Below are 12792 nucleotides of genomic sequence, written 5' to 3'. Positions count from 1 at the left end.
GCGCATCATCCCCCGTATGGCTGATCTGGCGAAGAAGATCCTCAAGCACGCTGCGGAGACGCTCGAGCCCGGCGAGCAGGTCCTGGAGACCGCGATCGTCACCCCCCGGGGGGCCATGGCCCGCCAGGCCGTCGCCGGCGGGGTCGGCGGCGTGGTCGGGCTCGGGGTCGCCGCGGCGATGGACAAGAAGCGACGAGATATTGCCCCCGAGGCTCCGGAGGGCACCTGGGCCGACCAGTTCCCCAAGCGCAAGGTCTTCCTGTCCGTCACGGACCGCCGCCTGGTCGTCCATGCCTTCGGCGAGATGATGGGTCGCCCGAAGGAACTCCTCGGCTGGGTGCCGCGCGAGGTCGTGCACGCCGTGCAGATGGAGAAGGCGAAGCTCGCCCACAAGGGCACGCTGTGGTTCTCCGACGGGTCGGCCTACGAGATCGACGTCGCCAGGGCGGGCGGCGAACCGGACCGCCTCGGACGGGCGCTGGGCCTGCATCCCTGACCTCTCGCCCCGGACGTGGGCACATGGCGCCCGGGTGGCAAGCGAGAGGGTCGGAGCCACTACGCTGCGCGCATGCGCATTCTGCTCACGGGCCATCTGGGATACATCGGGGCCGTCATGGCCCCCTTCTTCGTCGAGGCGGGTCACGACGTGACCGGGCTGGACACCGGCTACTTCGCCGAGTCCGTCATGGGCGATCCCCTGCCGCCGCTGCCGGAGCTCCGCAAGGACCTGCGGGACGTCGAGCCGGGCGACCTCGAGGGCTTCGACGCCGTCGTGCACCTGGCCGCCCTGTCCAACGACCCGGTCGGCAGCCTCGAGCCCCAGACCACCTACGACATCAACCACCACGCGTCGATCCACCTGGCCGAGTGCGCCCGTGCGGCCGGGGTGGGACGCTACGTCTACTCCTCCTCGTGCTCCATCTACGGCAAGTCCGGTGGGGCCGGGGCGCTGGACGAGACCGCTGAGTTCGCACCGGTCACCCCGTACGCCGAGAGCAAGGTGCGCGTCGAGGCCGAGCTGTTCGAGCTGGCCACCGACGACTTCGTGTGCACGAGCATGCGCAACGCCACCGCCTACGGCTGGTCACCGATGCTGCGCACCGACATCGTGCTCAACGACCTCGTCGGTTGGGCATACCTGACCAAGGAGATCAAGGTGCTGTCCGACGGCACGCCGTGGCGGCCGATCGTGCACATCGAGGACATCTCGCGGGCGTTCCTCGCCGCGGTGGAGGCGCCCGCCGCGCAGGTGCAACGCGAGGCGTTCAACGTCGGTCGCGACGACGAGAACTACCAGGTGTCGGAGATCGCCGGGTTCGTGAAGGAGGTCGTGCCCGAGGCCACGCTGTCCATCACCGGCGAGGCCGGCAACGACCCCCGCAGCTACCAGGTGGACTTCTCCAAGATCGGTCGTCACCTACCGGCGTACCAGCCCGCCTGGACCGCCCTGAAGGGTGCCGAGCAGCTGTACGAGGCCTACCAGCGGCTCGACCTGACGATGGACACCTTCCAGCGCCTCTACAAGCGGCTGCCCATCCTGAAGCAGCACCGCGAGCAGGGGCTGCTCGACGACATGCTGCGCTGGACCTGAGTCCAGCCCGCATCCCTCACCAGCGGGAGCTGCGACCGCTGCGCGACCGACCCGAGCTGGACCGGCTCCGCGAGGAGGATCCCGAGCGGCTGCGGCTGCTGGAGCCGGTGCGGCTGCGGCTGCTGGACCCCCGGCTGGAGGATCCGCCGCCGAACCCGCCCCCGAATCCGCCCGAGCTGCGACGCGGCCCGCTGGTGCCGAACACCCCACCCAGGCCCCCGCCGTAGCCGCCGCCCCGTCCCGGCCCGTAGGGACTGGGTCGAGGGGCCGTGGCCCGACGGACCGACCGGCGGATGTCGTCGGACAGGCCGATGAGCTCCCGCTGGAGCCCGGCGGCCTGGGTCGCTCGCTGCACGGGGTCTGTCACCGCATCCAGCCGCGCCAACCGGTCACCGATGTCCTGCAGCGCACGGGCGCTGCCCGCGGCGACGTAGCGGCGGTGGCCGGTGGCGTACCGCTGCAGCTGCTGGAGCTCCTGTCGGGCCGACGCCACGGTCTGATCGGCGCGACGCCGTGCCATGTCGGCTGCCGTCACCTCCTGCCGTGCCGTGGCCAGCAGCTCGGTGACCTCGGCCTGGACCTGTCCGGCTGCCGCCACCGCCGCCGCCGGGTTGGGACGGTCCTCGGCCATGGCGGCCTCGACCTGGTCCACGAGGCTGGACAGCTGGGCGATCCGTGACTCGATCGGGTCGCTGACGTCGGCGCTGTGCTGCCGTGCGAACCCGGCCGCCTCGTCAACGGCAGCCGTGGCACCGGCGATGGTGCTGGGCGCCAGGTCGGCGGCCTCCTGCAGGGCGGCGTCGCGTGCGTGGATGGCGTCGAGGAGGGCGGCGGCGTCGTCGAGGTCGTCCTCCGCGGCGTCCAGCGCGTCGTGCGCCTCGTCCCAGTCCTGCACGTCCATGAGCTGGGCGTGTTCGGCGGCCTGCAGGGCGTCGGCCGCACGCGACAGCTCGGCTTCGGCCTCGCTGCCGTTGCCCGCGACGTCCTCCCACGCGGCGGTGGCCCATCGGGCCTCGAGGGACTCCATGGTCGTGCCGGCAGGGCCGACACGGTCCTCCAGCACCTGCCGGCGGGCCCGGAGCGACGAGAGGTCGTCGGCCAGCGCGGCACGCATCTCCTCGATGCCCTCGACCCACTCGATGGCCTCCGTGACCGCGGCCTCGGCCAGGTCGAGGTGCTCGTCGGCCCCTCGCACCAGGCGCTGTCCGTGGGCGTCGCGCGCCCGGCCAAGCGCAGCGATGGAGACCGAGAGATCGGCCTCGGCGGGGTCGGTGCGGTAGCCACGATGCTGGGCGTCGGCGATGGCGGATCGAGCGGCCTCGTGACGGCTGCCGAGGGCGTCCAGCCGGCCCGGGATCCCCTCCTCGACCGCGACCAACGCCGCGACGTCGGTGGCGAAGCCCGCCACGAGCTCGCGGGCGTGCCTGGCCGTCGGGGCCAGCTCGGTGATCTCCCCGGCCACGCGGTCGTAGGCGATGGCGTCACCGCTGGGCGTGGCGTCGACCTGCTGGGTCAGCGCGTACCACCGGGTCACGACGGACTGGACGGTGCCTCTGATCGTGGTGAGCTGCTGCCGCAGGGGGGTGGCCTCCACGAGGGCCAGCCGGTCGGCGAGGGCGTTGGCGTCGAGGGCGGCGACCTCGACGTCGCGCTCCATGTCGAGGATGGTCTGGGCCACGTCGGCCTGGGCCTCGACGGCCCGGGCGTGCGCCTCCTCCCTGCGGCGGCGTGCCGTTCGGGCGCGTGCGGCGAGGGCCGCCCCGCCGCCGGCGAGCACAGTCGCCCCCACACCCCCGGCGAACCAACCGCCGCTGCCGGTGCTGCCGTCGTCGGTGGTTGCCTCGTCGACCTCGGCCTGCTGGATGGCCGCCATGCGGTCGAGCCCGGCGATCAGCCCACCCGCCAGGTCACCCTCGGCGAACCGGGGGTTCATCACGTCGAGGTCGACGTCGGTCTCGGTGACGTCGAGGGCAGGCAGCCCACCGCCCTCGTAGATGGCGGTCTCGCGGTCCTCCGGTGCGACGAGGACGGCCAGGACGTTGGCCCCCCACTCGCCGCTGCCGTCCGTCAGGCCCGGGCACCCCTCGACGATGGCCTCCAGGGCCGCCTCGGCGTCGGTGCCGGACAGGGTGGAGGTGACCACGACGAGCGGGCGGACACCCGCGGCAGCCAGCCGCTCGGCGGCGGCCAGCACCTCCTCCTCCTCGGCAGGGGTCAGGAGGTCGTCACCGTCCTGCACCACGCCGCCGCACGAGGAGGCCGCGAGGGCGACCGGGGCGGCGGCCAGCACGAGCGTGCCGAGGAGCAGGAGGAGGGAGGCGAGACGGGTCATCGCGCGAAGCGTAGTGCGACCCGTCTCTGCCCAACGGCTGCGGGATCAGTCCGGCAGGACGGCCCCCACGGTGTCGGCGTTGGCCCCGGCCCAGTCACCGACGGCAGATCGTCCCGCCCAGTCCCTGAGGTCGACGACCTCCATCGCCTGTGCGGTGTCGGGGTCCTGCGCGAGCGCGGTCGGGTCAGTCAGCGAGAAGGCGCCACGCCGTCGAACCGACATGTACGCCGCCGACGAGGGTGCCGCTTCGTCATCGGGACGGGGCCCCTCGACCAGCGCCCGGTAGGCCACGGCGTTCCGGGTGGGGTCCTCGGGGACCCAGCGGTCCATCCACGCCACCGTGTAGTAGGCGGCCAACGCCTCGCCGTAGCGTGTCGCTGGCCCGTGGTAGGCCACCTGCGACCATTCGAGGTGGGTGCCGGCCCGAACGACCACGGTGTAGGTGTCGATGCCGGCGGCAGTCCATGCGGTGTGCGCGGCCAGCGTCTCGTCGGGGTCGGGAGCGGTGGGCGACGGCGTCGGGGAGAGGAAGTAGCCATCGGCAGCCTGGTTCATGCCCGGCACGACCGGTTCGTAGTCCGTGGTCCCGAGCTGGTCCCAGCCGACGACCGCCCGGATCGGATAGGACTCGCCATGGCAGTCGGGCACCTCGAGGTAACGATCGGACTCGTCGGAGCACTGCTGCACCACGGTCACCGCCGAGGCGCCGAGGGAGTGACCGGCGATGCCGATGTTGTCGCCGTCCAGGACGGCCCATGCCGGATTGACCCAGTCCATGCGCTCGCCGTCGGAGCTGGCCTGCTGGGACACGACGTCGTCGGCGGTCCACGTCGCCGGCACATAGGGGTCGTCCGGGGTGGACAGGAAGAACCGCATCGCGTCGATCGTGCCCTGCACGAAGTTGAAGGACTGCTGGAACGGCACCCCCTCGGTGGTCGGCGCGATGCTGCCGGGCTCGTGGCCGAAGGTCTCGGACTGCCCCTGTCCCTGCACGTCGTAGGTCATGACGACGTAGCCCGCGGCGGTCAACGCACGGGCGGCCCACCAGTACATCTGGTTGGACCCCTGGATCGAGCCGGTGGTGATCACCACGCCGGGGCGGGGGCCGGGCAGCTCGCTGCCCCAGATGTGGCCGTACAGCTTGGCCCCGGTCTGGCTGACGAACGCGATCTCACGGGGAGTCACGTCGAAGTAGTCCTCGGCGTTGCCCACGCCCCAGGTCGACATGTACTGCGATGCGCCGACATACGCCCGCCCATGGGTGGCGTCGGCCAGCTGATGGCCCTGCGCGCGGGCCAGGGAGTCCGCGGACGCGGCCACGAACGCCCGGTGGTAGGCCGGCGTCGCCAGCTGGTACAGCTGCATGCCCCGACCCCGGGTCAGGTTGTCGGCTTCGTGTGTGCGGTACTCCGGATCGGTGTAGTCGTCGGCGGCTGTTGCTGGGGCGGCCAGCAACAGCACGAGAACGAGGCAGAGGAACAGGCGGATCGGTGGACGTCGCACGGTTTCGGCTCCTTGGTGACGAGGACCGGTCGGCTCGAGGACCGGCGATCGCATCCTTCGTCGCAACCACCTCGAACACCTGCGGGCCACGCGATGACGAGACGACGTCTCAGGTCGGACTGGTGGCGGAACGTCCCGCCCGACAGGCGTCAGGCAGGCAGCGTCAGCAGGGCACGGTGCAGGTCACGGGCGAGCTCGAGGTCCGGCTCGTGGCTGTGCAGCAGGTCGGCGAAGATCATCGACTCGCCGATCCGGACGAACATGTACGCCAGCCGGTCGGTGTCGCGGGGCAACGCGAATCCGCCGTCGCGGGCGGTGGCGTCCATCAGCGCGGACCAGGAGGCGACCGACGCCGCATGCACCCCGCCGATTTCGGTGAACAGCACCCGGAAGGCCGTCTCCGGATCGTTGGTGACCAGCTGCCGGAGCGGACGAAACGCCACGACGTCACGGTTCATCCGGTAGGCGGCCTGCACGATGCGCTCGACCGACGGCGGATGTTCCGACGCGGCGGCCTCGACGGCCTGTGACTGCGTGACCGCGGCCAGGTCCGCGACGATCCGACCGAGCAGGCGGTCGCGGCTGCCCACGACCCGGTAGAGGGTGGCACGCCCGACGATCAGCTCTTCGGCCAACGCCTTCATGTCCACGTCGCCGCTGGCCATGAACTGGCGGCGTGCGGCGATGTAGGCGTCGGAGTACGAGATGACCCTGCTCATCAGCACCGTGTCTACCACCCGATGGGGGCACGAGGGCAAGGCCGGTTAGCCTCCCCGACGATGCCTCCGCCGCTCGCCCGCCCCACCACCTCGTTGTCAGGGGGCGTCGGCGTGGCCGCCCACTCCCCCGCGACCGCGGCGGCCGGCATGGCGCTGCTGGACGCGGGCGGCACCGCGGCCGACGCGGCGGTGGGCATGACCCTTGCCGCCTGTGCGGTCGAACCGTTCGTCGTCTCGTTGCTGTCCGGGCTGCACGGCATCCACGTCGACGTCGACGGGACGACCCGGGCGGTCGACGGATTCGTCGACGTGCCTGCGGTCCCCACCGGCGGTCGGCGGGCCGAGACCACCATCGACTTCGGCGGTGCTCGGATGCCCTACTCGATCGGTGGCGCCACCTTCGGCACACCGGGGCTGGTGGCCGGCTGCTGGCACCTCCACCGACGATTCGGCCGCCTGCCGTGGGCCGAGGTCGTGGCGCCGGCCATCGAGTGGGCAGGGACGGGGTTCGTCCTCTCCGACCGCGACGAATCACTGCTGCACATGCTCGAGCCCGTCATGACGCTGGGGGTGGGGCGCGAGGTCTTCTGCATCGATGACCGCATGCGGGTGGAGGGGGAGCTCGTACGGATCCCCGACCTCGCCGACGCCCTGCGACAGATCGCCGAGGAAGGGGGCCCGACCCTCTACGAGGGCGCCATGTCCCGCGAGCTGGCCACCTTCGCGGAGGAGGTGGGTGCGCTGGTGACGGCCGAGGACCTCGGCGCGTGCACCGCGGTCGAACACACCCCACCGACCGTGCGGCTGGGCGGCTGGCAGGTGCGCAGCCGACGAGGCCTGTCCCCGCTCACCGACTGGGTCGCCCGCCTCGACGCCAGCGACGGCCCGCACGCCGCTCGGCTGGCCCTGGCCCAGTCGCCCACGCCGCCGAAGGCACTCGGCACGACGTCCCTCGCCGCAACGGACGCCGACGGCCGGGCCTGTGCGGTCACCGCCAGCCTGGGCCTCGGCACGGGCGACTGGTTCCGTGGCAGCCAGCTGAACTCGATGCTCGGTGAGGTGGACCTGCTGGTCGGCGGGCTCCGACCCCGCACCCGGATGGGCAGCATGATGGCGCCGACCGCCGTCGTGTCCCCGACCGGGCAGGCCACCGTCCTCGGCGCTGCTGGCGGGTCGCGCATCCCGAGCGCACTGCTGCGCACCATCGACGGGATCGTGCTCGGGGAGCTGGACGCCACGGCCGCCGTCGACCTGCCCCGCATCCATCGGGTCGGCGAGCTGGTCCACGTCGAACCGCACCTGGAGGACCGGGACGAGGCCGCGCTGGTCGCGGCCGGGTTCACCGTCCAGCGCTGGACGTCTCGCCATCACTTCTTCGGCGGGGTCAGCGTGGCCGGCGCGGCCGGCACCGAAGGCGATCCGCGACGTGGCGGCGTCGGGCTGGCCCACCGCTGACGCGGCGCCGGTCAGCCGGTGCGGTCGGCGATCCGGTCCATGAGGGCCTCTGCCTGCTCCAGCGGCTGATGGAGCGTCGCGAGCCGCTCGAGGGTGTTGACGCGCTCCAGCGACCACAGGACGTCCTGGTAGATCCCGGTCGCCTCCGTCAGCGTTGCCTCGAGCGCCGGGTCGTCGGCGATCGTCACGTGCGCCTCGGCCTGCAGGATTCGGTCGGCCAGCGTCTGCAGTCGCGAGCGGAGCCGGGCCTGCTCGGCATCGAACGACCGTTGCGCACCTGCCTGCTCACGACGGCGGTCGAGCAGCTGGGCGATGAGGACGACCAGTCCGACCAGCGCCGCGGCGACGGCCAACCACACCCAGATCGGGGTCGGACGGTGGTCGAGCGCATCCAGCAGCGCGCGGCTGGCGACGGCGGCGTCGCTGTCGAGTGCGGCCTGGCCGGCCCGGTCGAAGGCCGCATCCACCTCCTCGGTGGTGTGGAGGGTGCTGGCCACGGCCACGTCGTCGGGCGTGAAGAGCAGCACGGTGTCCGCGGCGACCACCCGCAGAAGGTCGTTGGCCCGGTCCACGGGGGTCGGGGGCAGGCCGCCGGCGAAGACGGCGATGACCACCCGCTCCTCGTCGGCGTATTCGGCGACCACTCCTCGCAGGGCATCGGGGTCCTGACCGCTGCCCGAGGCGACGAAGACCCCGTCGTTCAAGTTGTCCGCGGCGTCGCCGATGGTGGAGGCAAGGGCCGTCCCCGTGCACAGGATCGATCCGCACAGCACGAGGAGGCCGCCCAGGACGAACGCGAGCTGAGGGACACGAAGCACGTGGGCGGGGCCGATCATCAGGCCGACATCCTGCCAGACTGCCGGTCCGGTCCCTCGACCACGAGTTGTATGGTCGGGCGATACGGTGAGGGGGAGAGCCAAATGGTAAGAATCACAACAACCCGTAGAGTGGCGTCATGAGCAACACGACCACCGAACCGCGCTGGCTGACGGCGGACGAGCAGGTGTCGTGGCGCGCGTTCGTGACGGCGATGACGATGTTGTCGCGTCAGCTCAACGCCGAGATGCTGAGCGCCCACGACCTGTCGATGGACGACTACGCCATCCTCGCCATGCTGTCGGAGGCACCCGAGGGACGCCTGCGCTTCGGCGAGCTGGCCGACGTCCTGCGGGTTGCCAAGGCGCACATCACCTACCGCTTCCGTCGCCTGGAGGAGCGCGGCCTCGTGGAGCGCCAGGCCTGCGCCACGGATGCGCGCGGGGCGTACGCAGCGCTGACCGCCGATGGCAGGTCCCGGATCGAGGCGGCGGCCCCGACCCACGTCGAGTCCGTCCGCCAGCACCTGCTGGACCACCTGACGCCGGAGCAGCTGCGCGTCATGGGCGAGGCGATGACCGCCGTGGTCGAAGCGGAGTGCGCCGAGACCCCCCACCGCCACTGACCCTGCCCCGGCGGCGACACGTCAGGACCAGCCCGGTCGATCCGGGCCTTCACACCTCGCACTTTTCACACTACGATCCGTAACGTAGCCGGAGCCTGCCTCGTTGGGTGGGATGTCACCCCGGCACTCCGATCGTCAAGCGAGGCCCAACGATGTCGACCGCTCTCCTGCGTCCCTACATGCGTGGCGCGGTGCACACCGTGCAGCGCACGGGCGACTGGCCGCGCTCCTTCGTCGTCACACTGACCGATGACCACGGCCAGCGGTGCCGCGCCGAGTACACCCTGCACACCGAGGGCAGCGCGCTGTTCACCCTCGAGGCCACGCGCGACAACGCGATGGTCGACCCGCCGGTTGTCGGCTGGGTCTCCTGGAGCGACGGCGAGGTCGTCTGCGCCTTCCGGGACGCCGCCAGCGGCACCCACGGTGGAGGATTCCTGCCCGACTGCGCCCCCGTCGAGGACGGGCCGTTCCAGACGACGAGCTTCGACGTCGGTCGCTGGATCGTGCTGGCCCAGGAGCTGCTGCGCACCGTCGAGGACAGCCGCCTGACCTGACGGCTGGCCCACACCATCGTCCTGGCCACCCCGACCCCGGCCCCGGAGTAACGGGACCGGCAGACTGGCCGGGATGAATCCACTCCTCAGGCTGTGGCACCACGCCACCGATCACCGGCGCAGGATCGTCTTCGCCGTCATCACCAGCATCCTCAACAAGCTGATGGACCTGGCACCGCCGTTGCTGATCGGCGCAGCCGTCGACGTCGTCGTTCGGCAGGACGACTCGTTCCTGGCCGATGCCGGCATCGCCACCGTCCGCGGGCAGGTCGTCACGCTGGCCGTGCTGAGCGCCATCGTCTGGATCCTCGAGAGCATCTTCGAGTACCTCTACGCCGTGGCGTGGCGGACCCTGGCCCAGCGTGTCCAGCACGATCTGCGGGTCGAGGCGTTCGCCCACGTCATGTCGCTGGACCAGTCGGTGTTCGCCGACGCCTCGACGGGGTCGTTGATGGCGATCCTCAACGACGACATCAACCAGCTCGAGCGGTTCCTCGACCGCGGCGCGAACGAGATCCTGCAGGTCGCCGTCACCGTGCTCGTGATCGGCGGTGGGTTCTTCGTCGTCGCCCCCGACATGGCGTGGTGGGCAGTGGCGCCCATCCCGTTCATCCTCGTCGGGTCGATGCGGTTCCAGCGCCTGCTCGAGCCGCGCTACGCCCGGGTGCGCGAACGGGTCGGCGACCTCAACGCCACCCTTGCCGGCGCCCTCGGTGGGGTGGCGACCATCAAGGCGTTCACTGCCGAACCCCGCGAGATCGCCCGGGTGGAGGCCGAGTCGCAGGCCTACGTCGACGCCAACGACGAGGCGATCCGCCCCTCCTCGGCGTTCATCCCGCTCATCCGCATGGCGATCCTCTTCTCCTTCACCGCCATCCTCGTGCTCGGCGGGTTCAGGGCGATCGACGGGACGCTGGAGGTCGGCGTCTACTCCGTCATGGTGTTCGTCACCCAGCGGCTGCTGTGGCCGCTGACCGAGCTCGGCGAGGTCTTCGACCAGTACCAACGCGCCATGGCGTCGACCCGACGTGTGCTCGACCTGCTGTACAGCGCCCCCGAGATCGTCGATGGGCCGCTGCGGCTGGACGGCCCGGTGCGGGGTGACGTGGCCCTGCACGACGTCCGCTTCGCCTACCCCGACGGCGGGGTCGTGCTGGACGGGGTCGACCTGACCGTGCCGGCTGGCGAGATGCACGCCGTCGTCGGCTCGACCGGGGCGGGGAAGTCCACGATCGCCCGGCTGCTCCTGCGGCTCTACGACGTGACCGGGGGTGCGGTCACCGTCGACGGCATCGACGTCCGCGAGCTGCACGTGACCGACCTTCGCGAGCAGTTCGGGCTGGTCAGCCAGGACGTCTTCCTGTTCCACGGCACCGTGGCCGACAACATCGCCTACGGCGCTCCCGGCGCCAGCCACGAGGAGATCGTCCGGGCGGCGAAGCTGGCCGAGGCCGACGAGTTCGTGGCCGCCCTGCCGCAGCAGTACCAGACGGTGGTGGGCGAGCGCGGTCAGAAGCTGTCGGGCGGCCAGCGCCAGCGCATCGCCATCGCCCGGGCGATCCTGAGCGACCCACCCGTGCTGCTGCTCGACGAAGCCACGTCAGCGGTCGACAACGAGACCGAGGCCGCCATCCAGCGTTCCCTCGCCCATGTGTCGCAGGGCCGGACGACCATCGTCATCGCCCACCGCCTGTCCACCATCGTGGCCGCCGACCGCATCCACGTGCTGGACCGCGGCCGGGTGGTGGAGTCGGGCACGCACGACGAGCTGGTGTCCACCGGCGGCCGCTACGCCAAGCTGTGGGCGGTCCAGACGGGCCAGCCGGCGGTGGACCTCACCACCTGACGCCTGTCGGGTTCTCGGCCGCCCGCCGTGATCACCCGACAGGCGGCCGGGTGGCGCCGCCCGACCACCCCCACGCGTGTCGGGTTCTGGGCCGCCCGCCGTGGCAGCCTCAAGACTTCGTTGCAACACGACACTTCGAGGTGGAGGCGGTAGGTCATGGTGAGGTCGAGGGCCAAGGGTGAGAAGCGGTGGTTGCGGTTGCCTGATGAGGTGCGGGCGGAGGTGATCCGTCGGGCACGAGCCGGTCAGGGCCGCCGGCAGATCCTTGAGGAGGTCGACATCTCCGTGGGCAGCTTCCTCAACGTGCTCAAGCCGTTCGGTGGGGTGTTGCGGGCAGAGCTTGCGACTGATCCCTCACCGCACCGGTTGTCGCTTGATGATCGGGTGGAGATCCGGTTGGGGATCGGTCGGGGCGAGACCTATCAGGCCATCGCCGATCGGGTCGGCCGGCACAAGTCCTCGGTGTGGCGCGAGGTGGACCGCAACGGTGGCCGTGAGGCCTACCGGCCGATGCTTGCCCACAAGCGTGCCCACGAGCAGGCACGGCGGGCCAAGCCGACCAAGCTCGCCAGCTGCGCGGAGCTGGCCGGCCTCGTCGAGCACGGCCTGCGCAGACTGTGGTCGCCCCAGCAGATCGCGGCAGATCTCAAGGAGCGGTTCGGCGACGATGAGTCGATGACGGTGTCACACGAGACGATCTACAAGTCGCTGTACGTCCAGGGGCGGGGCGAGCTGCGACGCGAGCTGACGTCGTGCCTGCGGACCGGTCGGGCCAAGCGGGTCCCCTCCGGTCGGTCTCCCCGGCCACGCATGCACGACATGGTGATGATCAGCGAGCGGCCCGCGGAGGTGGAGGACCGTGCCGTGCCCGGTCACTGGGAGGGCGACCTGATCATCGGCAAGGACGGCAAGTCCGCGGTGGGCACCCTTGTGGAGCGCTCCACGCGCTACGTGATGCTGATGCACCTCGATGGCGACCGGACCGCCGCGACGGTGCGCGATGCCATGACCACCGCGATCACCGGGCTGCCCGAGCACCTGCGGCGGTCCATCACCTGGGACCAGGGCATCGAGATGGCCGAGCACGTCCAGTTCACCATCGACACCGACGTGCCCGTCTACTTCTGCGACCCCCACTCGCCCTGGCAACGCGGTTCCAACGAGAACACCAACGGGTTGCTGCGCCAGTACATGCCCAAGGGCACCGACCTGTCAGTCCACACCCCAGCGAACCTCAACGACTTCGCCGAGAGCCTCAACACCCGCCCCCGACAAACCCTCGGCTGGAAGACACCAGCCGCCCAACTCGCCCAACTTGTTGCACCCACCGGTTGACATCAAGCGTGAA

11 protein-coding genes are annotated in these 12792 nt (G+C 71.2%); 7 read left to right on the top strand and 4 right to left on the bottom strand.

The genetic code is table 11. From position 1 onward, the window contains the following. Positions 1 to 16 precede the first annotated feature (16 nt). Positions 17 to 496 (top strand): hypothetical protein, encoded by a 480-nt coding sequence (locus DVS28_RS02255; protein ID WP_114590011.1) that lies wholly within the window; start codon positions 17 to 19, stop codon positions 494 to 496. Positions 497 to 568: 72 nt separating this feature from the next. After that, entirely contained in the window at positions 569 to 1591 is a 1023-nt protein-coding gene (locus tag DVS28_RS02250) for an NAD-dependent epimerase/dehydratase family protein (RefSeq protein WP_114590010.1), read from the top strand. 16 nt (positions 1592 to 1607) lie between these two features. On the opposite strand, the gene DVS28_RS02245 is transcribed toward DVS28_RS02250, so the two are convergent. The 3 genes from DVS28_RS02245 to DVS28_RS02235 all read right to left on the bottom strand — a co-directional run bounded on the left by DVS28_RS02245 (position 1608) and on the right by DVS28_RS02235 (position 6145). Then, positions 1608 to 3923 carry a TPM domain-containing protein gene (locus DVS28_RS02245; protein WP_114590009.1) on the bottom strand — a complete coding sequence of 772 codons (2316 nt, stop codon included), beginning with the start codon at positions 3921 to 3923 and terminating at the stop codon, positions 1608 to 1610. Positions 3924 to 3968: 45 nt separating this feature from the next. Further along, positions 3969 to 5426: an alpha/beta hydrolase gene (locus DVS28_RS02240; RefSeq protein ID WP_114590008.1), complete on the bottom strand. Its 1458-nt coding sequence runs from the start codon at positions 5424 to 5426 to the stop codon at positions 3969 to 3971. Between the two features lie 149 nt (positions 5427 to 5575). Continuing rightward, positions 5576 to 6145, bottom strand: coding sequence for a QsdR family transcriptional regulator (locus DVS28_RS02235; RefSeq protein WP_114590007.1), 570 nt, complete (start codon positions 6143 to 6145; stop codon positions 5576 to 5578). Positions 6146 to 6205: 60 nt separating this feature from the next. Between DVS28_RS02235 and DVS28_RS02230 the strand changes: the two genes are divergently transcribed. Then, positions 6206 to 7600: a gamma-glutamyltransferase gene (locus DVS28_RS02230; protein ID WP_164709835.1), complete on the top strand. Its 1395-nt coding sequence runs from the start codon at positions 6206 to 6208 to the stop codon at positions 7598 to 7600. Positions 7601 to 7611: 11 nt separating this feature from the next. Here DVS28_RS02230 and DVS28_RS02225 read toward each other — a convergent pair whose 3' ends face one another. After that, positions 7612 to 8436, bottom strand: coding sequence for a DUF6676 family protein (locus DVS28_RS02225; protein WP_114590005.1), 825 nt, complete (start codon positions 8434 to 8436; stop codon positions 7612 to 7614). Positions 8437 to 8555: 119 nt separating this feature from the next. On the opposite strand from DVS28_RS02225, the gene DVS28_RS02220 reads away from it, so the two are divergent. The 4 genes from DVS28_RS02220 to DVS28_RS02205 all read left to right on the top strand — a co-directional run bounded on the left by DVS28_RS02220 (position 8556) and on the right by DVS28_RS02205 (position 12779). Then, a complete protein-coding gene (locus DVS28_RS02220) occupies positions 8556 to 9041 on the top strand; it encodes a MarR family winged helix-turn-helix transcriptional regulator (protein ID WP_114590004.1) in 486 nt (161 codons plus the stop codon). A 152-nt stretch (positions 9042 to 9193) separates the two neighbouring features. Then, entirely contained in the window at positions 9194 to 9598 is a 405-nt protein-coding gene (locus DVS28_RS02215; RefSeq protein ID WP_164709834.1) for a hypothetical protein, read from the top strand. 73 nt (positions 9599 to 9671) lie between these two features. Next, complete coding sequence (locus tag DVS28_RS02210) at positions 9672 to 11444, top strand: ABC transporter ATP-binding protein (protein ID WP_114590002.1); 1773 nt, start codon at positions 9672 to 9674, stop codon at positions 11442 to 11444. A gap of 156 nt (positions 11445 to 11600) precedes the next feature. Further along, positions 11601 to 12779, top strand: coding sequence for an IS30 family transposase (locus DVS28_RS02205; protein WP_216826339.1), 1179 nt, complete (start codon positions 11601 to 11603; stop codon positions 12777 to 12779). Positions 12780 to 12792: the final 13 nt, after the last annotated feature.

This window comes from Euzebya pacifica (assembly GCF_003344865.1).
GTDB lineage: Bacteria > Actinomycetota > Nitriliruptoria > Euzebyales > Euzebyaceae > Euzebya > Euzebya pacifica.
The sequence above is the reverse complement of the archived record's forward strand: the minus strand, read 5'-3'. Positions and strand labels throughout refer to the sequence as shown.